We start from the raw sequence: 24,429 nt of genomic DNA on the forward strand, positions 1-24,429 counted from the left end.
TGGATCTGTCGCCCGACGTCTGCGGCAAAAACGGGTAGAATGCCGCCCACGTATTGAGGGTTTCGGAAATGGCTTTAGTCGGGCGTTACAACAGTTTGCAAGTGGTTAAACACACTAACTTCGGTTTATATCTGGACGGCGGTGCCGATGGCGAAATTCTTTTGCCCAACCGTTATATCCCCAAAGATATTCCCAGCGAAGATGAAGACTGGCTCAACGTATTCATCTATCTGGACAGCGAAGACAAACTTCTCGCCACCACGGAAAAACCCAAAGTTCAGGTCGGCGAGTTTGCCAGCCTGAAAGTGGTTGAAGTCAACAGCATCGGCGTGTTCCTCGACTGGGGGCTGCCGAAAGATCTGTTGCTGCCGTACTCGGAAGAAAAGCGCCAGATGACTGCTGGCGAATACTGCGTGGTGCACGTCTACCTCGACAAACACACGCGCCGCATCACCGCCACCGCGCGCCTCGATCGTTACCTGGACAAGACCCCGGCCACCTACAGCCTGGGCCAGGAAGTTGATCTGCTGGTTGCCGAAGCCACCGACATGGGCTTCAAGGCGATCATCAACAACAAGCACTGGGGCCTGATCCACAAGAACGAGATCTTCAAGTTCATGCGTTCGGGCATGCGCGAGAAAGGCTTCATCAAGGAGGTGCGCGCCGACGGCAAGATCAGCCTGAGCCTGCAACCGGTTGGCCAGGAAGCGGCGAGCAGCCTGAGTTCGAAGATCCTCGGCAAGTTGCGCGAAAACGACGGCACCCTGGCGGTCAGCGACAAGAGTGATCCGGCGTTGATCAGCAGCCTGTTCGGCGTCAGCAAGGGCAACTTCAAGAAAGCCATCGGCTCGCTGTACAAGGAAGGCAAGATCGTCATTCACGCCGATCGCATTGAACTAACCTGACTCACCGCAGGCCCATGTAGAAGCTGCCGAAGGCTGCGATCTTTTGATCTTGATCTTGAAAGTCGGCGGCTCCCACATCTAAAGGGGTGAGCCAATGAAAAAGGCGCTGATCGCATACGTCTCGACGCTACTGACGTTTCTGCTGCTCGATGGGATCTGGCTCGGGCTGCTGATGGCGCCGACCTATCGCGAACTGCTCGGTTCGCTGATGCTGGATAAACCGCTGCTGTTGCCCGCAGCGGTTTTTTATTGCCTGTACGTTATTGGCTGCGTGGTATTCGTGGTCTTGCCGGCGCTGAGCTGGCAGCGAGCGGCGAAGCTGGGTGCGCTGTTGGGGCTGGTGGCGTACGGCACTTATGACCTGACCAATTGGGCGACATTGCGCGACTGGTCGGTGCAGGTGAGTTTGATGGACTGGGCGTGGGGGACAGTGGCGACGGCCGTTGCTTGCACGGTGGGTTATTTGGTGGCGCAGCGGTTTGCCTGAGCTGCTCCGGCAGTTGTGTTGGCAATGCTGGCCTCTTCGCGAGCGGGCTCGTTCCCACGTGTTCACCGAACCCTCTGTGGGAGCGGGCTTGCCCGCGAATGACGGCGCAGCCGTCAACCATTCAGCGCTGACGCCACTGACCAAATAAAGGTCTTTTCCAGACGGCTTTTTCCGCGCATCTGATTGATAATCCCCGACACTGTTTTCTGACCATTGGATGGCCTGCCATGTTGTGTGTGTTCGAGGTGTTGCGGTGAGTGCCGAGCGGCGCAATGCCGACGGTTTTGCCCTGCAAGTGATGATCGGCCTGTGCCTGATCTGGGGTGTGCAGCAAGTCCTGATCAAATGGGCGGCGACTGACATCGCGCCGGTCATGCAAGCGGCAGGGCGTTCAGGAATCTCGGCTTTGTTGGTCGGTTTGCTGATCTGCTGGAAGGGCGGCTGGGATCAGGTCGGCAGCACCTGGCGCGGCGGTTTGCTGGCCGGTGCGCTGTTTGGTCTGGAATTCCTGTTCATCGCCGAAGGCCTGCAATTGACCACCGCCGCGCACATGTCGGTGTTCTTGTATACCGCGCCGATCTTCACCGCACTCGGCGTGCATTTCCTGCTCGCCAGCGAGCGGTTGCGCCCGTTGCAATGGCTGGGGATTCTGCTGGCGTTCATCGGCATCGCGATTGCCTTCGCCGGCGGTGTGTCGTGGGACAACCTTGATCGGCGCATGCTGCTGGGCGATGCCTTCGGCGTATTGGCCGGCGCTTGTTGGGGCGCGACCACCGTAGTGGTGCGGGCCTCGCGACTGTCGGAAGCGCCGGTGACATTGACCCTGTTCTATCAATTGCTGGTCGGTTTCATCGGCCTGCTGTTGATCGCGTTGTTCAGCGGCCAGATCACCCACGTCAGCCTGACCACCGTGGCGGTGGCCAGTGTGCTGTTCCAGGGCCTGGTGGTGTCGTTCTTCAGCTACCTGGTGTGGTTCTGGCTGCTGCGCCGTTATCTGGCGGCCAACCTTGCGGTGTTTTCGTTCATGACGCCGTTGTTCGGCGTAACCTTCGGCGTGCTGCTGCTCGGCGAACAGTTGAGCCTGAACTTCGTCATCGGCGCCGTGCTGGTGCTGCTCGGCATCACTTTCGTCAGCGCCGAACAGTGGCTGCGTCGGCGTTTGCGCAAGGCGCTGGGCCAGTAGCCTTGGCCTGCATCGCTAGCGCGCCGGCCAGCAACAGGCCGGCACCGGCGATCAGCAGCGCCGGCTGCAAGCCGCCGCTGAAATGGCTGCTCAGCGCCGCCAGCAGCGGGCCGCTGAGCTGGCCGACAGCGAAGCACGCCGTGAGCATCCCGGCGTTGCGCTGAGTGGCGTGGGGCGCCAGCTCTCGCGAGCGCTGCATGACCAATTGCATGCAGGCCAGAAACGGCGTGCCGCAGAGGATCACCCCCAACGCCAGGCCGAGGCCGCTGCCCAGCAGACAGGCGAACACTCCGGCCGCTTGCAGCCACAACGTCGCCATCAGCCAGTGCCGCGTGGTCTCGGGATCATGCCGACGCAAGCTCACCAGCCACACACCGATCGCCGCGCCGAGGCCAAAGCACGGCCAGAACAGATCCGCCTGCCACTGGCCATGAAACTGTGCGTTGGCCATCTGCGACAGGAACGTTGCCGGAATGATGTAGCCGATGCCGTACAGCGCATACACCAGCGCCAGCCGGCCAATGCCTCGATTCGCTGTGTTCATGTGCATTGTCGCTGGCCTCGCAACCGCCGTGGGCTCCGGCAATAATCGCCAGACGCCGAGCATCATCAGCAGCGCAGCCGCCGCGTAAATCAGCCACAGGGTTGCCGATGTCTGCTGCAAGCGGTGTGAGACCAGCGCCAGCAAGCCTGTGAGAAAAATCCCCAGACCCGGTCCGGCAAAGACCAGGGCACCCCAGCGCGGGCGCCCCGCTGCCGCCGCCAGCGGCTGGCTGAGCGAAGTAATCATCACCAGCACCCAGGCACTCGCCACCCCGGTGCCAAAGCGCAACAGCAGGTGCGACCAGAAACCGCTGGCCCAGAACGACGCCAGTGTCAGCAGCACGCACAGCCACAGCCCGCCATGCAGCCGTCGCTGCACCTGCTGCGGCCGCTGCGCGAACATCGCATCCACAGCACCAAGCAGATAGCCGAGGTAGTTGGCCGCCGCGATCAGCCCGGCGGCGGTGAGGTCGATCTGCCCTTCGCTGAGCAGGTGCGGCATCTGTGGCGTCAGGGCGAAACGGCCGATGCCCATGGCCATCATCAGGGCAACGAAACAGGCGGATAAACGTATCAGCGGCGACATGGTCGGGCTTCCTTCAAAGCAGCAATGACCGTCAGGCTAGGATCGATTGACTTTCTTTAAAATTGAATAATAGTGAGTAACTTGTTCTGTTCAGGAGAAGATTGTGGAATTCAGCCAGCTGCGGATATTTCAGGCGGTCGCCGAGGAAGGCTCGATCACCCGCGCCGCCGAGCGCCTGCATCGGGTGCCATCAAATCTGTCAACGCGCCTGAAACAGCTTGAGGAGCAACTGGGCGTTGAGCTGTTCGTCCGCGAACGGCAGCGTTTGCAGTTGTCGCCGGCGGGCAAGGTGCTGCTCGACTACACCGGCAAACTGTTTGCCCTGCGCGATCAGGCCAGTGCGGCGGTGATGGGCGGGCAACCGGCCGGGGATTTCGTGCTGGGCACCATGTACAGCACGGCGGCGATCCATCTGCCGGCGCTGCTGGCGCGTTATCACAAGCAATACCCGACAGTGAATTTGCAGGTGCAATCGGCACCGACCGGCGAATTGCTCGAAGGTTTGCTCACCGGCCGCCTCGACGCGGCATTGGTCGACGGACCGCTGCAACTGGCCGGGCTCGATGGCGTGCCGTTGTGCGAGGAGCGGCTGGTGCTGATCACTGAAATCGACCATCCGCCGGTACGCACCGCGCGGGACGTGGAAGGGCGCTCGGTGTTCACTTTTCGCCAGGGTTGTTCATATCGCATGCGCCTGGAGGCATGGTTCTCTCACTACCATGCAGCAATGGGCCGGCCGATGGAGATCGAGTCGTATCAGGGCATGCTCGCCTGTGTGATTGCCGGCAGTGGTGTGGCGTTGATGGCCGAGTCGATGTTGGCCAGCCTGCCGGGTCGCGAAAGCGTCGCGGTGCATCCGTTGGCCGAGCCGTTCGCGGGTGCGACAACATGGCTCATGTGGCGCAAGGGTATGGCCGGGGCCAACCTGAATGCCTGGATCGACGTGCAGCAAGCGGTCTATCCCGTGGCTTTGCATGAAGTGCGGGAAACCGCGTGAACCAATCGCAACAGATTCTGTTCAATTCAGTAACAGATCATTGCGGATTTGGCCGAGCATTGCGTAGGACTTCGGACTATTATCAGTGCGAAGCGGCCTCAGAATTCCGGCCGCTCAGCACCACCCTGAAGGGGGCATGACGATGAAAGAGAAAATCCAGAACTGGCTGCACGATTTGGGAGTTGCCCTCGGTTTGATCGAACCGCCTCTGCAACCGGTACCGATTCGCACGGACGACGAACAGCGTCGACGCCAGCCACGTCGCCGTTAATACCTCTGATCAGAGATTTCAGGATCGCAGCCGTCGGCAGTTTCTACAAAGTGTAGGAGCTGCCGAAGGCTGCGATCTTTTGCTTTTCGCAAAGCGAAAAAAACGGGTGTGGCCACCGACGCCACACCCGCTGAAGAAAACATCAAGTCGTTACAGCCGATTTACACCGCCGTTGCCACGGTCGCCGGGCGCGGCGAGAACAGGCTGACCAGTACAAAGCTCACCAGGCTGACACCCAGGCTGTAATAGATCGGCGTGTTCGCGTCCATGCCGTCCTTGACCATGAACACCAGCGCAGTGACAAAGCCCAGCGTCATGGCGCTGATCGCCCCGGCAGTAGTCGCACGCTTCCAGAAAATCGCGCCCATCAGCGGAATCAGCATGCCACCGACCAAGAGGTTGTAAGCCAAGGTCAACGCGCTGATCACGTCATTGACGACCAGAGCAATGCCCAACACCGCGATCCCCGTCAGCAGAGTAAACAGACGGCTGACCGCGACATTGGACTGTTTGCCACCGCGCAGTTTCGGCAGCAGGTCTTCGGTCAGGGTGGTGGACGCGGCGAGCAGGCCGGCGCTGGCGGTGGACATCATCGCCGCCAGTGCGGCAGCGATCACCAGGCCACGGATGCCGTCGGGCAGCGAGACTTTGACGATGGCGGCGAACGCGTTGTTGACGTTGTCCAGATCCGGAATCAGCACATGCGCAGCCATGCCGATCAAGGCGCAGACCAGGCCGTAAATGATGCAGTAGATCCCGGCCGAGGTGCCGGCGTACTTGGCGACCTTTTCGCTTTTGGCGGTGAACACCCGCTGCCAGATGTCCTGGCCGATCAGGATGCCGAAGAAGTAGATCATGAAGTAGGTAATGATCGTGTCCCAGCCGATGCTGGTGAAGTTGAAGCTGGCCGCCGGCAGTTGCGCGACCAGTTGATCCCAGCCGCCTACGCGGTACAGGCAGATCGGCAGCAGCAGGAACATCAGGCCCACCGTCTGGATGCCGAACTGGACGATGTCCGTCAAGGTCAGCGACCACATGCCGCCAATTGTTGAGTAAATCACCACGATACCGCCGCCCAGCAGTACGGAAATCCAGAAGGGCAGACCGAACAACACTTGCAGCACGGTGCCGATCGCCAGAATCGAGGTCACGCCGATCATCAGCGCGTAAGCGAGCATGATTGTCGCACTGGCGGTGCGCGCCATCGGGTTGTAGCGCTTCTCCAGGACCTGGGTGACGGTGAATACCTTGAGTTTCAGCAAGGGTTTGGCGAGGAACAGGTTCAGCGCGACGATGCCGCAGCCCAGTGCCGCGCACAGCCAGAACCCGGAAATGCCATGCACGTAGCCCAGACGCACAGTGCCGACGGTGGACGCGCCGCCGAGGACGGTTGCTGCCATGGTGCCCATGTACAGCGACGGCCCCAGATTACGCCCGGCAACCAGATAGTCTTCGTGGGTCTTGGCCTTGCGCATGCCGTAGTAGCCGAGAATCAGCATCGCAGCGGCATAAATGAGTACGACGAATAAATCCAAAGCCATGATGGCGTGTCTCCGATTGTCTTTTTTATGGTCAAGCAAATGGGGTCTGCAATGCTTCCTGTGGGAGCGAGCCTGCTCGCGAAGGCGGTCTGTCAGTCACATCAACGTTGGATGTGCTGAAGTCTTCGCGAGCAGGCTCGCTCCCACAGGGTTTTGCGTTTATTCAGGCGGCGTGACGTAGTTCGGGTTTTATGGCGGCTTCACTGCGCACATCCGTTGGCCCAAACACCTCCCGAGGTTCCGGGAACAGCTTGAGCAGCGTCAGATACACCACCGACGCCAGGCCCAATGTCACCGGCAAACTGATGTCGATGCCACCGGCCAGTTCGCCCAGCGGGCCGACGAACTGCCCCGGCAGGTTGACGAAGCACAGGCCGACCAGCGCACTCGGAATCCACGCCCCCAGACCGCGCCAGTTCCAGCCGTGGTTGAACCAGTAGCGTCCGCCCTGTTCGCCGCGAGTGAACACTTGCAGGTCATCCGGGCAGTAGAAGCCGCGCCGCACCAGCAGACCGATGATCATGATCACCATCCACGGGGTGGTGCAGGTGATGATCAGCACGGCGAAGGTCGACACGCTCTGCACCAGGTTCGCCGCAAAACGGCCGATGAAGATGAAGGCGATCGACAGCACGCCGATCAGCAAGGTCGCCTTGACCCGGGAAAGCACGCGCGGGAACACGCTGGACATGTCCAGCCCGGTGCCATACAGCGACGTGGTGCCGGTGGACATGCCACCGATCACCGCAATCAGGCACACCGGCAGGAAGAACCAGCTCGGCGACACGGCCAGCAAGCCGCCGACATAGTTGTTCGCGGCGATGTAGTCCGGTGCCTTGATCGCGACGATGGTGGCGGTGGCGAGGCCGAACAGGAATGGGATCAACGTCGCCAGTTGTGCGGCGATCACCGCCAGCATGATCCGGCCCTTCGGCGTCTCACGCGGGATGTAGCGCGACCAGTCGCCGAGGAACGCACCGAAGGAAATCGGGTTGCTCATCGCCACCAGCGCCGCGCCGATGAATGCCGCCCAGAACCCGGCCTGACCCAGTGCCACGCTGCCGGCGTACTGGCTGTCGAAAGCAGGGGCGAAGGCGAAAATGCCGAGCAGGAACAACAGGCTCGCGGCCCACACGGCGATGCGGTTGACCCACAGCATGATGCGGAAACCGTAGATGCACACGGTCAGCACCAGCAGCGCGAACAGACCGTAGGCCAGGCCCAGAGTCAGGTCGGTTTCCGGCAAATCGACGAGGCGTTTGGCGCCGCCGACCAGCGCATCACCCGAGCTCCACACTGACAGCGAGAAGAACGCGATCGCCGTCAGCAACGACAGGAACGAACCGACAATCCGCCCGTGCACGCCGAAGTGCGCACCGGAAGACACGGCGTTGTTGGTACCGTTGAGCGGGCCGAACAGGCCCATCGGTGCGAGGATCAGCGCACCGACCACCACACCCAGGACAATCGCCCAGACACCGGCCTGAAACGACAGGCCGAAGAGCACCGGGAAACTGCCGAGCACAGCGGTGGCAAACGTATTGGCGCCGCCGAAGATCAAGCGAAACAGGTCGCTGGGTCGGGCGTCGCGCTCATGATCCGGGATCTGTTCGACCCCGTTTGTTTCGATGCTGCTAAGGCTTTTTTCGTTGTTGTTGTTATTCATGATCTGCTCCGATCATCAGGCACGCTCATCGTGCGTGAGCGTCACCATTGGCTAAGGGGGTGGCAGCCCTTCCGGCATTGCGGACAAATGTTCGTGACAGGCCAGCCATAGGCCTTGTTGTTCTAGGCTCGACGCTTGTCTTCTGAAAACAATCGTCTCGCGCTCCTGGCTGAAGTGTTGCTCCCCTTGCATGCGCAGCTCGGTGGCCACGTCATGGATGAAAACCGCCACGTCACCCTGCAGGCTGACAAAGGCGTTGCTCGAGGTGCACGACAGCACCTCGAAACCATCCTCGGCACGCCAGCGGTCCCACAACGCCTGATAGGCATCGCGCGACAGCAATGGCTGGTCGAGGGTGTAGAAAACGAAGCTGGCATCGGTGCTGAATGCGCCGAAGTAAGCTTCGCGATCGTTACGCGCAAACGCGGCGACCAACTCGGCGGCCGCGTGCAAAACCTGATCACGTGCGTGCATGACCCGACCCTCAGCGATGAACCACGCCAGGCAGTACGCAGAGCATTTCGTACAGCAGGTTGGCGGCCAGCAGCGAGGTGTTGCCGGTGGTGTCGTAAGCGGGCGAGACTTCTACCAGATCGCAGCCGATCAGGTCGAGGCCCTGACAGCCACGGACGATTTCAATCGCTTGAATGGTGGTCAGGCCGCCGATTTCCGGGGTGCCGGTGCCGGGCGCCCAGGCCGGGTCGATGCCGTCGATGTCGAAACTCAGATACACCGGACCGCCACCGACCTTCTCGCGCACTTCGGCCATCAACGGCGCCAGCGACTTGTGCCAGCACTCTTCGGCTTGAACGACGCGGAAGCCCTGATCGCGGCTCCAGTTGAAGTCGTCAGCGGTGTAACCCTGGGCACGCAAACCGATCTGCACCACGCGATCGCAATCGAGCAGACCTTCTTCGACGGCACGACGGAACGTGGTGCCATGGGCGATCTTCTCGCCGAACATGTGATCGTTGACGTCAGCGTGGGCATCGATGTGCACCAGGCCAACCTTGCCGTGCTTCTTATGAATCGCACGCAGGATCGGCAGGGTGATGGTGTGGTCGCCACCCAGGGTCATCGGGATGACGTTGTGCTCGAGGATGTTGTCGTAGGCTTCTTCGATGATGCGCACGGCGTCGAGCAGGTTGAAGGTGTTGATCGCCACGTCACCGATGTCGGCAACCGACAGCGAGTCGAACGGCGCGGCGCCGGTGGCCATGTTGTACGGGCGGATCATCACCGATTCGGTGCGGATGTCGCGCGGCCCGAAGCGGGTGCCGGGGCGCAGCGAAGTGCCGATGTCCAGCGGCACGCCAACGAAGGCAGCGTCGAGGCCGGCAGCGGTCGGTACATGGGGAAGTCGGAGCATGGTGGCGATGCCGCCGAAGCGCGGCATTTCATTGCCGCCCAGTGGTTGGTGAAGAATCTTGTCCACGGGTAGGGCCTCATCGTCTTTGTTTTATTTATGCCGGCGCGCCGTTGAGCACAGGTTCGGACGCCGCTGTGGGGCCGATCATGCGAAATGTAGTGACGGGGAAGAATCGCTACGGGCAAAAACTTAGTTCAGATTTTTCTAAACTAATGGGAGAGGTGGGATTAGACTTTGGTGGGTTCGAATGAAGTGTAGGGCTGAAGATTGTTGCCCTCACCCCATCCCTCTCCCAGAGGGAGAGGGGGCCGACCGAGTTGTTGGCGGAATCTGCATCGACCTGAAAAATCGAGTCGAACTCAGGATTTGAAAGCCATGGAGATCGGCTCCCTCTCCCTCGGGGAGAGGGCTGGGGTGAGGGGCTTTTCCCACATACACACAGTTGCAAAGCCCGGAGTAGACATGGCCAACGCTTTACCCGACCTGAAACTCCTGCGCATCTTCGTCAGCGTCGTGCGCCATCAGGGTTTTGCCAATGCGCAGCAGGAACTCAACCTGTCGACCTCGGCGATCAGCACTTACATGAGCCAGCTCGAAGCCGCGCTCGGTCTGGTGCTGTGCCATCGCGGGCGCGGTGGCTTCAGCCTGACCAGCAAGGGCGAGCTGTTCCATCAGGAAACCCTGCGCCTGCTCGCCGAGCTTGAAGGCTTCGAGCAATACGCCGCCGCGCTGAAGGGCGAACTGCGCGGCACGCTCAACCTCGGGGTGATCGATTCCACGGTCAGCGACAAGGCCTTACCGTTTGCCGAAGCCATTGGTGCCTACAGTCAGGAACACCCGGCGGTGCATCTGCACCTGTCGGTGATGAGCCCTTATGAATTGCAACTCGGCGTGCAGGACAATCGCCTCGATCTGGCCATCGGTGCGTTTTCCACGCGCATGAGCGGTCTGGTCTACATGCCGCTGTACCGCGAGCAGCACTGGCTGTATTGCAGCAGTCGTCACCCGTTGTTCAACGAGCGGCGCATCCCCGAGCAGGTCATCACCCAGCAACGGATGGTCGGGCGCGGTTACTGGAGTCAGGCGGAACTTGCCCGCCACGGTTTCAAACACAGCGCCGCGACCGTGGAAAGTATGGAAGCGCAGCTGATTCTGGTGCTCTCCGGCGCCTACATCGGTTATTTGCCGGAGCACTACGCGCAGGCCTGGGCCGACAAGGGCGATCTGCGCGTTCTGCTGCCGGCGACCTTCGGTTATCAGGCGCCGTTTTCGATGATCATGCGCAGGGGCCGCAGCCGCGAGCCGCTGATCCAGACCTTCCGCGATTTGCTCAAAGCGCAGCTCAATCAGGCTTGAGAAAAAAATGTCCCGACCACAATGCCCGCGCTGCCTTCGCCCCCAGACCCATTGCCTGTGCCCATTGATTCCGCACCTCGATAGCCGCACCCGGGTGTTGCTGCTGCAGCATCCGAGCGAGGTCAGTCACGCCCTGAATACCGCGCGGCTGGCGGCGCTGGGACTGAGCAATGCCGAGCTGATTGTCGGCGAGGTATTCGAAGATTTGCCGAAACTGTTGAACCGGCCGGGTTATCAGGCGCGCTTGCTGTTCCCGGCTGAGGATGCGCAGCCGCTGCAGGTCTACGCGCCAAATGATCAGCCAATGTTGCTGGTCGTCCCGGATGGAACATGGCGCAAGGCGCGCAAGATGTTGCACCTCAATCCGCTGCTGGCAGCACTGCCACGGGTGACCCTGACCGAGGGCGGCGTGTCGCGCTATCGCCTGCGCAAGGCGCCGGGGCCGGGAGCGCTATCGACGATCGAGGCGATCGTCCAGGCGCTCGAAACCCTCGAAGCACCGACGACGTTTGCGCCGTTACTGAAACCGTTTGAAGCGCTGATCGAAGGGCAGATTGCGGCGATGGGGGAGGAGGTTTTTCAGCGTAACCATGGCGACAGATGATCATTGTCTGTGCGGGCCTCTTCGCGAGCAGGCTCGCTCCCACAGGGGAACGCATTCCAATTGTGGGAGCGAGCCTGCTCGCGAAAGCGCCAGATCAATCACCGCAATTCAAAGATCACTAGCGCTCGCGCATCGCCTCGGTCCGCGCTTTCAGCACCGGTTTGAGCAGGTAATCCAAAACGCTTTTCTCGCCGGTAATGATGTCCACCGTCGCCACCATCCCCGGGATGATCAGCAGCGGTTTCACGTCGCCGCCCAGGTGATTCCTGTCGGTGCGCACCTGAATCAGATAGAAGCTGTTGCCCTTATCATCGGTGATCGTATCGGCGCCGATCAACTCCAGTTTGGCGCTCAGCCCGCCGTAAATCGTGTAGTCGTAAGCGCTGAACTTGACCATGGCTTTCTGGCCCGGATGCAGGAACGCGACGTCTTGCGGGCGGACCTTGGCTTCGATCAGCAGGTTGTCTTCCAGCGGCACGATTTCGACCATGTCGCTGCCCGGCTGGACCACGCCGCCGATGGTGTTGACCTTCATCTGCTTGATCACGCCACGCACCGGCGACGTCACCGTAGTGCGGCTGACGCGATCGTCGATGGCGATGCTCGACGCGGTGATTTTCGACAGGTCGGTGCGTTTCTCATTCAGCTCTTTGGCGGCCTCGGAGCGGAAGGTTTGCTCGGATTCGTCGATCTTGCTGCGAATTTCGGCAATCGCCGATTCGGCGCGGGGAATCGCCAGCGTGGTGGCGTTCAGCGAACCGCGAATTTCCACGGCACTGCGCCTGAGGCGGAGGATTTCCACCGGTGAAACGGCGCCGGTTTTGACCAGCGGTTCCGACATGTTCATCTCTTGCTGCAACAACGCGAGGCTGGAGCTGAACTGGCCTTGCTTGGAGCGAAACTCCGCCAGTTCCTGGGTCTTCTGCCGCAGCTGTTCGCTGAGGGTGCGCTGTTCGCTGGCCAAGCGGCGTTGGCGTTGCTCGTAGAGTGAGCGCTCATCCTCGGCGACTTGCGGCGCCTTGGCGATCACTTCGGCGGAGAGCTTGAAAGGGCGCCCCTCGGCCTCCGCTGACAGCCGTTCAACCTGCGCGGTCAGCGCGTAACGGTCGGCCTCGCTCTCGCCCTTGTTCGAGCGAAAGCGCGTGTCATCCAGACGCAGCAGGGTGTCGCCCTTGCCGACCATCTGGCCTTCGCGAACGAATATCTCGGTGACAATGCCGCCCTCAAGGTTCTGGATCACCTGGACTTTGCTCGACGGAATCGCCTTGCCTTCGCCCATGGTCACTTCTTCGAGCACGGCGAATTTGGCCCAGACCAGGGCGGCGATCAGCAGCGCTGCCGCCAGCCACACGGTGATCCGCGATTTGCGCGGCGAATCCTGCAACGCCGCGCCGGCGGTTTCCGGCATGAACTCGGCTTCGGCACTTTTGCCGAAGCTGTCGAAGTAGCCGCGCTTGTTGCTATCGGAAGAAGCAGGCATGGCGTAACTCCTAGACCGCCGCCGAGCCGACACGGCCCTTGCGCAGCGCTTCGATGACTGCTTCTTTCGGGCCGTCAGCAACGACCCGGCCGTTGTCCAGCACCAGCAACCGGTCCACCAGGCTCAGCATTGAGGTGCGGTGGGTGACCAGCAGCAGGGTTTTGCCTTGCACCCAGCCATGCAGTTTCTGCCGCAGCGCATCTTCGCTGCTGTTGTCCATGGCGCTGGTGGGTTCGTCGAGCAGCATGATCGGTGGATCGAGCAGTAACGCGCGCGCCAGCAACACCGCCTGGCGCTGGCCGCCGGAAAGCAATTGCCCGCGTTCGCCCACCGGTCGGTCGAAACCTTGCGGGTGTTGCCGGGCCAGTTCAGTGACGCCGGTGAGTTCGGCGACTTCGAGCATGCGTGAGTCGCTGATGTAACGCGCGCCCAGGGTCAGGTTGTCGCGCAGGCTGCCGGCCAGCAACGGCAGGTCGTGGGCGACATATCCGATCTGCTGGCGCAGGTCAGCCACGTCCAGTTGGCGCAGGTCGAGGCCGTCGAGCAACAGCTGGCCTTGTTCCGCTTCGTAGAAGCCCATCACCAATCGCGCCAACGTACTTTTGCCGGAACCGCTGCGGCCGATGATGCCGACCCGCTCGCCGGGTTTCAGGCTGAAGCTGACCTCGCTCAGCGCCGGTGCATTCTGGCCGTTGTAGTGGAACGTCACGCCGCTGACGTCGAGGGCACCTTGCAGCTGCGTACGTTCCAGTGGCCGTTGTTTGCCGTCGCGTTCCTGCGGCAGGGCCATCAGCGCGTCGGTGCTTTTCATGGTCAGTTGCGCTTGCTGGTAACGGGTGATCAGCCCGGCGATCTGGCCGAGCGGGGCGAGCACGCGGCTGCCGAGCATGTAAGTGGCGACCAGCGCGCCGACACTGAGATTGCCGGCGATGATGCTGTAAACCCCGGCAACAATCGTCGCCATCCCGGAAAACTGCTGGATGAACAGCGTGCCGTTGGTGGCCAGCGCCGACAGGTTGCGCGCGTGGCTGTCGAGGCGGGTGAGGGCGCCGTGGGTGCTTTCCCATTTGTGCTGGCGCTCGCTTTCGGCGCCGCAGGCCTTGAGGGTTTCCAGGCCACCGAGGGTTTCGATCAGCACCGCCTGACGCTCGGCGCCGAGGCTCAGGCTTTTCTGCACGGTGTCACGCAGGCGCACCTGAATCGCCATGGCGAAAATGATCGTGATCGGAAACGCCAGCAGCGGAATCACCACCAGCCAGCCGCCGAGCAGGCCGATCACCACCAGCATCAACACCACAAAGGGCAAGTCGATCAGGCTGGTCAGGGTCACGGCGGTGAGAAACTCACGCAGGCCCTGGAAGTCGTGAATGCTCTGGGCAAAGCCGCCGATGGTCGCCGGCCGCGCTTTCATCGACATGCCGGTGATGCGCTCGAACAACGTCGCCGAGAGGATCACATCGGTTTTCTTGCCGGCGGTGTCGAGCAGGTGCGCACGGACCACGCGCAGCACCAGTTCAAAACCGGTGCCGATCAACAGGCCGATCGACAGCACCCACAGCGTCGAGGTCGCCTGATTCGGCACGACGCGATCATAGGTCTGCATGACGAACAGCGGCACCATCAGGCCGAGCAAATTGATCAGGAAACTGGCGAGGATCGCATCGCTGTACAGCCATTTCGACAGTTTGAGAGTGTCGCGAAACCACGCATTTACCCGTGGCACCAGCGGCGCGCGCAGGTCTTCGAGTTCGTGACGCGGACGGGCGAACAAGGCCTGGCCGCTGTAGTGCTCGTTGAGTTCTTCGCGGCTCACCCATTGCTCGCCGCCGTCGGCTTCGCTGGGCAGCAGCAGGGCTTTGCCATCCTCGCCAAACCGCCGCAGCACAGCGGTGCGGCCGTCGTTGAGCAGCAGCAGGATCGGCAGGTTCAGCGGTGAAATGTCTTTCAATTCACGGCGCAACAAGCGCGCCTGTAATCCGGCCCGCGCTGCTGCGCGGGGCAGCAGATCGAGGCTCAGGCGTTGTTTGTTCAGGGGCAGCCCGGCGCTCAGGCTGGCACGACTGACCGTGGCGCCATGCAGTTTGCAGAGGATCAGCAGACCGTCGAGTAACGGATCGTCGAAGCTCAGGCGCGGATCGACCCCGGTGGCGCCGGGTTCCATGCTGGTCATAGTGATTGCCTCTGTTGAACGGGCTCGGTTATCGGATCGTTCCCACGCTCTGCGTGGGAATGCAGCCCGTGACGCTCCGCGTCACTGGACGCGGAGCGTCCCTTGAGGCATTCCCACGCAGAGCGTGGGAACGATCAGGGCAAAGTCAGTTCCTGCACCGTTTATTTCAGTTCCGGCAGGCGCGCCTGGTTTTTCACTTCGGTCGTGGCAATCGCATCAGCCGGCAGCACCACGCGTTGCTTGCTCAGCAACTGGCCCATGTTCGCCAGCACGCGGTACATCGAGTATTCCTCGGTGTAGCGGATTTCGGTGTAGCGACGGTTGGCGTTGTACAGCTCGTTTTCGCTGTCGAGCAGGTCGAGCAGGGTGCGTTGGCCGAGGCCGAACTGGTCCTGATAAGCGGCGCGCACGCGTTTGGTGGTTTCGGCATATTCGCGAGCGGTCGGCGTCTGCTTCTTGGCGTTCTCCATGGCGTTCCAGGCCAGACGAATGTTCTCGTTGAGCTGACGCAGAGCGTTGTTGCGGATGTCCATCGCCTGGTTGATGTCGTGCGCATTGGCCGCCAGACGTGCCTTGTCGCTGCCGCCACGGAACAGGTTGTAGTTCATCACTACACCGACGCGCCACTCGTTGTCGTGGCCTTCGTCGCCCTGCACGTTGTTGTTCGCGCCCACTGCCGCTTCCGCGTCGAAGCGCGGGTAGAACGGCGACTTGGCCACTTCGTACTGGCTCTCGGCGGACTGCACGTCAGCCTGGGCCGATTTCAGGTACGGGTTGTTATCGACCATGCTCTGCTGCGCTTCACGCAGGTCCGGCGGCAGCTCACCGCGAGTCGAGGCCGGGGTTTCCAGTTCGTCGGGCATGCGTCCGACCACGCTGTAGAAATTCGATTCGGCGTCAGCCAGATCGACTTCGGCGGTGTCGAGGTTGTTCTGCGCCAGTGCACGACGGGCAACCGATTGATCCGAGTCTGCAGTGCTGCCGATGCCGCGCTCGGTGCGCAGGCCGATCTGATCGTTGACGCGCAAGTGCGCCTGCAAATTGTTCTTCGCCAGCGTCACCAGTTCCCGACGCTTGAGCACTTCGAGGTAGACCTCGATGGTGCGCAGGGCCAGATCCTGCGCGGTGCCTTGCGCGTAGTAGGCGCGCGAGTTGGACACGCCCTTGGTGCGCTCGACCTCGTTGGCGGTGTTGAAGCCGTCGAAGATCATCTGCCGCAAGCGCAGCTCCGACTGGGTGTAATTGAGGATTTCGGTGTTGTGGTTACCGAAAGCGCGGGTATTGGTGTTGTCGCTGTAACCGCGACCGTAGGCAGCGTTCAGATCGACCGACGGATAAAACCCGCCCTTGGCCACTTTCACTTGTTCATCCGCTGACAGGCGGGCGTCCACGCGCGACGCCAGTTCCGGGTGAGTGGCGATGGTGCTTTGAATCGCCTCGGTGAGGTTCATCGCCTGGGCTTGGGAAGTGCAAGCCATGGCCAGCAAAACCGCGCTGCAGAGGGGGGTTAAAACGCGCATGGGTGCATCTCCCTGGATCTCAATGTTGTGTTACCGTCGCCAAATATTTGACGTAAATTTTGGGTATAAGCGTTTCACTCTTGTAACAACAGAGCTAAGAACATCCTAGAGCGTAGCTAAGAAAAAATTTTCATAAGGTTTATTCCAAAAAAAACTTATGCGGTTTTTCAAAAGCAGCACATTGTTCAGCTCGAAAGCCTTTGTTTTATGCGCTTTAGGGAGCTCGAAAAGGCTTGAGGAAAGTTCCATTCACTTTGCGAGACACTGCGAAGTACTGCTGAAGGGGAGGGACGCGTAACGGCGAATGAGCGACAGATTTTTGTCACTCGGGTGATTCACCACCGTTACGTAGCGCTAGTGGGTCGGCGGATTGAACAGGGTTGGCAAGTGCTTGATAGCGCTGACAATTCACCTCAAACCGGGCCTGCGAAACGAACTGTCGAGGGTGCGAGCGTCGCCCCCGGCAACCCGATTGAGCCATGGGCTGCTTCGCGAACCTGTGCCGACGGTGGTCGGCAGCGGAGGATTTCACATGGCAGCGCTCATCGGTACGGTCACAAAAGTCATTGGTCAGGTGTTCGCTCAAGCGAGCGACGGCATCAAGCGTCCGTTGTTCGAAGGCGATCGTTTGTACGCCGGCGATCAACTGATCACCGGCGCGGAAGGCGCGGTGGCAGTGAAACTGCAAAACGGCGAGGAATTGACCCTCGGTCGGGGCAGCAGCATCACCATGACCGGGCAATTGCTGGCCGACCAGGCTGTGCCGGTGAACGTCGACGAAGCGCAGACCCCAAGCCAGGCGCAACTGACCGATGTCGAGCAAATCCAGCAAGCCATCGCCGCCGGTGAAGACCCGAGCAAAACCGCCGAAGCCACCGCTGCCGGCCCCAACGCGCCCACCGGCAATACCGGTGAACTGGGCGGCGGGCACAGTTTCGTTCTGCTCACCGAAGTCGGCGGCCGAGTCGATCCGATCATTGGTTTCCCCACCGCTGGCTTCAACGGTATTCCCGAATTTCCCGAGTATCGTCGCGACGCGGACACCGACAATGGCGACGACACGCCAGCGCCGGTCGTGGTGCCACCGCCACCGGTGAACAATCCGGTCATCCTCAACGGCCTCAATGGGGCGGATGGCGAACTCAACCTCAATGAAGCCAATCTGCCTGACGGTACAGCGGCCAATCCAGGCGCGCTGACGCAAAGTGGCAACTTCACGGTCTCGGCAGCGGATGGTTTGAACAGCCTGAGCATCGGCGGCATCAACGTGATTGTTGGCGGCGTGCCGATCGGGTTTCCCCAGTCGATCACCACGCAACTGGGCAACACCCTGACCATCACCGGTTACAACGCGGCGACCGGCACGGTCAGCTACAGCTACACCCTCAACGGCAACGAAACCCACGCGGCCGGCGACGGCGTGAACAATCTCAGCGAACAATTCACCGTGATCGCCACTGACAGCAATGGCGACAGCGCCACTGGCACCCTCGACGTGAATATCACCGACGACGTGCCCAAAGCGTTTGACGACGCCAACGGCATTGCCTCGGAAACCTTGCTGACCCTTACCGGCAACGTGCTGACCAACGACGTGCAAGGCGCCGACCGTGTACCTACCGGCCCGGTGACGCCTGGCACATTTACCGGTACCTACGGCACCTTGGTTCTGAACGCCGACGGCACCTACACCTACACCCTGAACACCAGCGATGCCGATTTCAAAGCCTTGACCGGCGGCGGTAACGGCACGGAAACCTTCGCCTACACGATCACTGATGCCGACGGCGATTCCAGCACTGCCAATCTGGTTCTGCAGATCCACAACAACGACGATCCAGTCACAATCGACGGCCTGAACGTCGCTGGCGGCGAGCTCACGGTTTACGAAAAAAACCTCAGCGACGGCAGCGCTCCGGACACTGGCGCGCTGACGCAAAACGGCATGTTCACCATCACTGCACTGGACGGCGTCACCACGCTGACCGTCGGCGGCATCGCCGTGGTGACCAATGGCGTCGCCGCAGGCTTCCCGCAATCGATCACCACACCACTGGGCAGCACGCTGACCATCACCGGTTTCAACGCTGCAACCGGCGTGGTCAGTTACAGCTACACCCTGGCCGACAACGAAGCGCATCCGAACGCCAACGGCGCGAATAATCTGCCTGAGCAGTTCGCGGTTACGGTGGTCGATGACAACGGCACGACGGCCACCGGCACCCTCGACGTAAACATCGTCGACGACCTGCCGAAAGCCAACGACGACAGCAACGGTACCGCCTCGGAAAGCCAACTGACGCTGACTGGCAATGTCCTCACCAACGACATACAAGGCGCCGATCGCGTACCGACCGGCCCAGTCACGCCGGGTACTTTCACCGGTACTTACGGCACGTTGATGCTGAACGCCGACGGCACCTACACCTACACGCTGAACACCAGCGACGCCGACTTCAAAGCCTTGACCGGCGGCGGTAACGGCACGGAAACCTTCGCCTACACCATCACCGATGCCGACGGCGATACCAGCACTGCCAACCTCGTTCTGCAGATTCACAACAACGATGATCCGGTGCTGCTCAATGGCCTCGACGTCAACGGTGGCGAACTCACCGTCTACGAAAAAAACCTCAGCGACGGCACCAGCCCCAACACCCCTGCGCTGACCCAGAACGGCACTTTCACCGTCAGTGCTCTCGATGGTCTGCAGACCCTCACGGTTGGCGGCATCGCGGTGATCACCAACGGCGTGGCCGCAGGTTTCCCGCAATCGGTGATCACACCCCTGGGCAGCACGTTGACTATCACCGGTTATGACCCGGCAACCGGTGTAGTCAGTTACAGCTACAGCCTGGCCGACAACGAAGCTCATCCAACCGCTAACGGCGCCAACAGCCTCACCGAGAACTTCGACGTGGTGGCGACTGACACCGATGGCAGTACCGCCAGCGGCCAGATCAACGTCAATATCGTCGATGATTTGCCGACCGCGCATGCGGACGCGGCTTCGGTGGCGGAGGGCGGCACCGTCAGCGGCAATGTGCTGGATAACGATATCGGCGGCGCGGATGGCCCGGCGATTACCGGCGCAGTGGTCGGCGTGCGTGCCGGTGCCGACACCTCGACTTCGGCCATCGGCGGGCTCAATTCGCAGATCAACGGCACCTACGGTTACCTCACGCTTGATGCCAACGGCAACGCCGTTTATCACAGCAATCCCAACGCGGTGAACGGTCCGGGTGCGGTGGATGTGTTCACCTACACCGTGCGCGATTCCGATGGTGATGAAAGCACCACGACGATCACCATCGACGTCTATAACAGCTGCCTGAAAGCGGTCAGCGACACTGACGTCACCGTCTACGAAAAATCCCTCGACCTGAACAAGGATGGCCAGGATCTGGCGGCGGGCAGTGTGGTCGGCAGCGATCCGAACAGCACTGGCGAAACCGCTTCCGGCACCCTGGTCGGCTCGGTCACTGGTGCGGTCGGCGCGATCAGCTATGCACTGGTCGGCAGCGCCACCGGTAATTACGGGCAGATCGTCCTCAATGCCAATGGCACTTACACCTACACCCTGACTTCGCCAGCGACCACCACGCCGCATGCTGACGACGGCGCCAACAGCCTGAGCGAAACCTTCACCTATCAGGCCACCGATTCGCTGGGCAATGTCGTCACCAGCACGATCGTTGTGAGCATCGTCGATGACGTGCCGAAGGCGCTGAATGACAGCAATGCCGACAACGCGACCGAAGCCCAGGTGACCCTGACCGGCAACGTCCTCGACAACGATGTGCAAGGCGCCGACCGCGTCGCCAGCGGCCCGGTGACCGCCGGTACTTTCACCGGCACTTACGGCACCCTGGTGCTCAACGCCAACGGCACTTACACCTACACGCTGGACGCCAATGACGCCGACTTCAAAAACCTCCACGGCGGCGGCAACGGCACGGAAACCTTCGCCTACACCATCACCGATGCCGACGGCGACACCAGCACCGCCAACCTGGTGCTGAACATCCATAACAACGACGATCCGGTGTGCCTCGACGGCCTCGATGTGAAGGGCGGCGAAATCACCGTCTACGAGAAAAACCTCAGCGACGGCAGCAGCCCCAACACCTCGGCGCTGACCCAAAGCGGCAGCTTCACCGTGACCGCCCTCGATGGCCTGCAAACCCTCACGGTCGGCGGCATTGCGGTGATCAGCAATGGCGTCGCCGCCGGTTTGCCGCAATCGGTGGTCTCGCCACTGGGCAGCACCTTCACCATCACCGGTTACGATCCGGCCACCGGCGTGGTCAGTTACAGCTACACCCTGGTCGACAACGAAGCTCATCCGAACGCCAACGGTGCCAACAGCCTCAGCGAGAGCTTCGACGTGGTCGCCACTGATACCGATGGCAGTACCGCCAGCGGTCAGATCAACGTCAATATCGTCGACGATTTGCCGACTGCCAACGCCGATACCGGCTCGGTAGCGGAGGGCGGCACGGTCAATGTCAGTGTGCTCGGCAATGACCTCAGCGGCGCCGATGGTGCCGCAACGGTGGTCGGCGTGCGCGCCGGCAGCAACACCGCGACATCAGCCAGCGGCGGGCTCAACAGCAACATCAACGGCAACTACGGCTACCTGACCCTCGACGCGGCGGGCAATGCGGTTTACCACAGCAACCCGAACTCGGTGAGCCCGCCGGGCGCGACCGACACGTTCACCTACACCATCCGTGACAGCGATGGCGATGAAAGCACCACGACGCTGACCATCAACGTCGCCGACAGCAAACTGGTCGCCTCGGTCGATCAGGATGTGACGGTCTACGAAAAAGCCCTCGACCTGAACAAGGATGGCCAGGATCTCGCCCCCGGCACAGTCACCGGCAGCGAACCGGGCAACACCGGTGAAACCGCCAACGGCACGCTGGTCGGTTCGGTCAGTGGTGGCAGCGGCGCGATCACTTACACGCTGGTCGGCAACGCCACCGGCAGCTACGGGCAACTGCAGCTCAACGCTGACGGCACCTACACCTACACGCTGACCTCGGCGCCGAAAACCGCGCCGAACGCCAACGACGGGCCGAACACCCTCAGCGAAACGTTCACCTACAAAGCCACCGATGCCCTGGGCAACAGCACCACCAGCACCCTCGTGGTCAACATCGTCGACGACATACCGAAAGCCGTTGCCTCGGATCGCTCGGTAACCGCAGTGGAGATCGATTCGAACATTCTCATCGTCCTCGACATCTCCGGCAGTATGGCTGATGCCTCTGGCGTGCCGGGCCTGTCGCGGCTGGCACTGGCCAAGCAGGCCATTGGTGCCTTGCTCGACAAGTACGATGATCTGGGCGATGTGAAAGTGCAGCTGGTGACGTTCAGCAGCAATGCTGCCGACCGCACCACCGTGTGGGTGGATGTCGCCACCGCCAAGACACTCCTCGCCGGTCTCAACGCTGGCGGCGGCACCAACTACGATGCTGCCGTAGCAGTGATGCAGACCGCGTTCAACACCTCGGGCAAACTCACCGGGGCGCAGAACGTCGGCTACTTCTTCTCTGACGGCAAGCCCAACGAGGGCGACATCGGCACGGCTGACGAAGCCGCGCTGAAAAACTTCCTCGACGCCAACAACATCAAGAATTATGCAATCGGTCTGGGCAGTGGCGTGAGCAACGCCAACCTCGATCCGCTGGCCTACGACGGCATCAACCACACCAATACCAATGCGGTGGTGGTCACCGATCTCAACCAGCTCAACTCGGTGCTGTCCGGCACTGTGCAGGGCGCGCCGGTCACCGGTTCGCTGCTGGGCGAGGGCGGCTCGTTCGGTGCCGATGGCGGTTTCATCAAGTCGATCGTGGTCGACGGCACCACCTACACCTACGATCCGAAAGCCCTCAGTGGCCAGGGTTCGTTGACCGCGAGCGGCGGCGCCAATCACGGCACCTTCAATACCGCCAACAACAGCGTCAGCATTGCCACCAACAACAGCGGCACGCTGGTGGTCAATCTTGATACCGGCGAATACAGCTACACCTCGCAGAAAACCACCGCAGTGGTGATCACCGAAAACATCGGCTTCACCGTCAGCGACAACGACGGCGATCTGGCCAGCTCCACCCTGACGGTGAAAGTGATCCCCAACGCGCCACCGGTAGCGATGGACGACCACGTCATCACCAACGTGCTGTCAGGCAACATCGTGGTGCCGGGCGAGCTGTTGCTGGCCAATGACACCGATCCGAACGGCGACACCCTCAACGCCACACCCACCAGTTTCAATACCGGTTGGGTGTCGAAAGCGGCGGACTTCACCGGCAGCGGCCTGATCGGCTTCACTGGGCAGACCAATAACGCAGCCAACCAGAATCTGGCCAATGTGCGCAGCGCCTTCAGCGCCAATGCCGCGACCATGACCGCCGTGCTGGTGGTCAGCGGTTATCTGGGCATGGTGAGCAACAGCAATGCCAACGATGAAGACCGCATTACCGTCAATCTGCGTCAGGGCGAAACCCTCAATCTGGATCACAATCTGGGTGCCGGTAAGATCAGCATGGAGTATTCGCTCAATGGCGGTGCCTGGATGGCGCTGGCGGACGGCCAGACCCTCAGCGCCTCGGCGGACGGCGTCTACCAGATTCACATCACCAACATTGGTAATGGTGGCGGCAACCCGAACGCGGCGGAAAACTACCAACTGACCATGACCCTCAACTACGCCGCGGCCCACGACATCACGCCGGACTACCACGGCACTTACGCCGCCAACGACAACCACGGCGGCAGCGACACGGCCAACGTCAGCATCAGCTATCAGGACGGCCACACCCTGACCGGCACTGCTGGCGACGATGTGTTGGTGGCGGGCAGCGGCAACAACGTGATCAATGCCGGCGACGGCAACGACGTACTCACGGCAGGCTCCGGCAATAACGAAATGCACGGCGACGCTGGCAACGATTTGCTCTACAGCGGCGCGGGCAACGATCTGCTCGACGGCGGCACTGGCAGCGACACCGCCAGCTACGCCCACGCCACAGCCGCCGTCACCGTCGACCTCGGCCTGCTGGGTGCGCAGAACACCCTCGGCGCCGGTACTGACACGTTGACCGGCATCGAAAACCTGCTCGGCTCGAACTTCAACGACAGCCTCACCGGCGACGGCAACAACAACGTGATCAACGGTGGCCTCGGCAACGACTTCCTCAATGGCGGCGCTGGCGATGACTTGCTGATCAGTGGCATGGGCAACAATACGCTGACAGGCGGGGCAGGGGCGGACACCTTCCAGTGGCTCAAGGGCAACAGCGGCCATGACCTGATTACCGATTTCACCCCCGGTACCGACAGGCTCGATCTGTCGCAACTGCTGCAAGGCGAAAACGCCAGTACCGCGTCGCTGGACGACTATCTGCACTTCACCGTCAGCGGCAGCGGCGCCTCGGTGATGACCAGCATCGACGTCAGCGCCATGGCCGGCGCCGCGCCGAGCCAGACCATCGACCTGGCCGGCGTCAACCTCGCCAGCCACTACGGCGTGACCCCGGGCGCAGGCGGCATGATTGCCAGCGGTCACGACACAGCGACGATCATCAGCGGCATGCTAAATGATCATTCGTTGAAGGTGGATACGGTCTGATCTGAGGTCTGAAACAACAAAACCCGCCGCCCCGGTTGATTCGGGACGGCGGGTTTTGTCTTTCTGCAGAGAAGTGTTGTCTGTGAATCGGATTTCGCGAGCAGAC

At 61.4% G+C, this 24,429-nt stretch carries 16 protein-coding genes; 8 read left to right on the top strand and 8 right to left on the bottom strand.

Annotation, left to right across the window (positions count from 1 at the left end; translation table 11 throughout):
* The first annotated feature begins 68 nt into the window (after nucleotides 1-68).
* From ASG55_RS03475 to ASG55_RS03485, 3 genes are all read left to right on the top strand, one after another.
* On the top strand, nucleotides 69-905 hold the full coding sequence (locus tag ASG55_RS03475; protein WP_056783668.1) for a CvfB family protein: 837 nt from the start codon (nucleotides 69-71) through the stop codon (nucleotides 903-905).
* A gap of 94 nt (nucleotides 906-999) precedes the next feature.
* Nucleotides 1,000-1,392, top strand: coding sequence for a DUF2177 family protein (locus tag ASG55_RS03480; RefSeq protein ID WP_056783671.1), 393 nt, complete (start codon nucleotides 1,000-1,002; stop codon nucleotides 1,390-1,392).
* A 253-nt stretch (nucleotides 1,393-1,645) separates the two neighbouring features.
* Nucleotides 1,646-2,575, top strand: coding sequence for a DMT family transporter (locus ASG55_RS03485; protein ID WP_041478962.1), 930 nt, complete (start codon nucleotides 1,646-1,648; stop codon nucleotides 2,573-2,575).
* Here ASG55_RS03485 and ASG55_RS03490 read toward each other — a convergent pair.
* Nucleotides 2,523-3,704: an MFS transporter gene (locus ASG55_RS03490; RefSeq protein WP_056783673.1), complete on the bottom strand. Its 1,182-nt coding sequence runs from the start codon at nucleotides 3,702-3,704 to the stop codon at nucleotides 2,523-2,525. The genes ASG55_RS03485 and ASG55_RS03490 overlap by 53 nt on opposite strands.
* A 103-nt stretch (nucleotides 3,705-3,807) precedes the next feature.
* Between ASG55_RS03490 and ptrR the strand changes: the two genes are divergently transcribed.
* Complete coding sequence (ptrR, locus tag ASG55_RS03495; RefSeq protein ID WP_056783676.1) at nucleotides 3,808-4,701, top strand: putrescine utilization regulator PtrR; 894 nt, start codon at nucleotides 3,808-3,810, stop codon at nucleotides 4,699-4,701.
* Nucleotides 4,702-4,843: 142 nt separating this feature from the next.
* Nucleotides 4,844-4,972 (top strand): PA1414 family protein, encoded by a 129-nt coding sequence (locus ASG55_RS27400; protein WP_003184145.1) that lies wholly within the window; start codon nucleotides 4,844-4,846, stop codon nucleotides 4,970-4,972.
* A gap of 161 nt (nucleotides 4,973-5,133) precedes the next feature.
* On the opposite strand, the gene ASG55_RS03500 is transcribed toward ASG55_RS27400, so the two are convergent.
* From ASG55_RS03500 to speB, 4 genes are all read right to left on the bottom strand, one after another.
* Nucleotides 5,134-6,513, bottom strand: a complete 1,380-nt coding sequence (locus tag ASG55_RS03500) for a sodium:solute symporter (RefSeq protein ID WP_056783679.1) — start codon at nucleotides 6,511-6,513, stop codon at nucleotides 5,134-5,136.
* A gap of 163 nt (nucleotides 6,514-6,676) precedes the next feature.
* Nucleotides 6,677-8,179 (bottom strand): purine-cytosine permease family protein, encoded by a 1,503-nt coding sequence (locus ASG55_RS03505; protein ID WP_056783681.1) that lies wholly within the window; start codon nucleotides 8,177-8,179, stop codon nucleotides 6,677-6,679.
* A gap of 51 nt (nucleotides 8,180-8,230) precedes the next feature.
* On the bottom strand, nucleotides 8,231-8,653 hold the full coding sequence (locus tag ASG55_RS03510) for a YybH family protein (RefSeq protein WP_056783683.1): 423 nt from the start codon (nucleotides 8,651-8,653) through the stop codon (nucleotides 8,231-8,233).
* A gap of 10 nt (nucleotides 8,654-8,663) precedes the next feature.
* Nucleotides 8,664-9,614, bottom strand: coding sequence for an agmatinase (gene speB, locus ASG55_RS03515; protein WP_003222717.1), 951 nt, complete (start codon nucleotides 9,612-9,614; stop codon nucleotides 8,664-8,666).
* 396 nt (nucleotides 9,615-10,010) lie between these two features.
* Between speB and ASG55_RS03520 the strand changes: the two genes are divergently transcribed.
* Together ASG55_RS03520 and ASG55_RS03525 are read left to right on the top strand one after the other, a co-directional pair.
* Entirely contained in the window at nucleotides 10,011-10,904 is an 894-nt protein-coding gene (locus ASG55_RS03520) for a LysR family transcriptional regulator (RefSeq protein WP_007956593.1), read from the top strand.
* 7 nt (nucleotides 10,905-10,911) lie between these two features.
* Nucleotides 10,912-11,508 (top strand): tRNA-uridine aminocarboxypropyltransferase, encoded by a 597-nt coding sequence (locus ASG55_RS03525; protein WP_056783686.1) that lies wholly within the window; start codon nucleotides 10,912-10,914, stop codon nucleotides 11,506-11,508.
* Between the two features lie 118 nt (nucleotides 11,509-11,626).
* Here ASG55_RS03525 and ASG55_RS03530 read toward each other — a convergent pair whose 3' ends face one another.
* From ASG55_RS03530 to ASG55_RS03540, 3 genes are all read right to left on the bottom strand, one after another.
* A complete protein-coding gene (locus tag ASG55_RS03530; protein ID WP_056783689.1) occupies nucleotides 11,627-12,988 on the bottom strand; it encodes an HlyD family type I secretion periplasmic adaptor subunit in 1,362 nt (453 codons plus the stop codon).
* 10 nt (nucleotides 12,989-12,998) lie between these two features.
* On the bottom strand, nucleotides 12,999-15,158 hold the full coding sequence (locus tag ASG55_RS03535; protein WP_056783690.1) for a type I secretion system permease/ATPase: 2,160 nt from the start codon (nucleotides 15,156-15,158) through the stop codon (nucleotides 12,999-13,001).
* Between the two features lie 161 nt (nucleotides 15,159-15,319).
* Complete coding sequence (locus ASG55_RS03540) at nucleotides 15,320-16,678, bottom strand: TolC family outer membrane protein (RefSeq protein WP_039761048.1); 1,359 nt, start codon at nucleotides 16,676-16,678, stop codon at nucleotides 15,320-15,322.
* A gap of 532 nt (nucleotides 16,679-17,210) precedes the next feature.
* Here ASG55_RS03540 and ASG55_RS03545 point away from each other — a divergent pair.
* Nucleotides 17,211-24,323 (top strand): retention module-containing protein, encoded by a 7,113-nt coding sequence (locus ASG55_RS03545; protein WP_056783692.1) that lies wholly within the window; start codon nucleotides 17,211-17,213, stop codon nucleotides 24,321-24,323.
* Nucleotides 24,324-24,429 lie beyond the last annotated feature (106 nt).

It is taken from the genome of Pseudomonas sp. Leaf434, from assembly GCF_001425545.1.
Classification (GTDB): Bacteria; Pseudomonadota; Gammaproteobacteria; order Pseudomonadales; family Pseudomonadaceae; genus Aquipseudomonas; species Aquipseudomonas siliginis.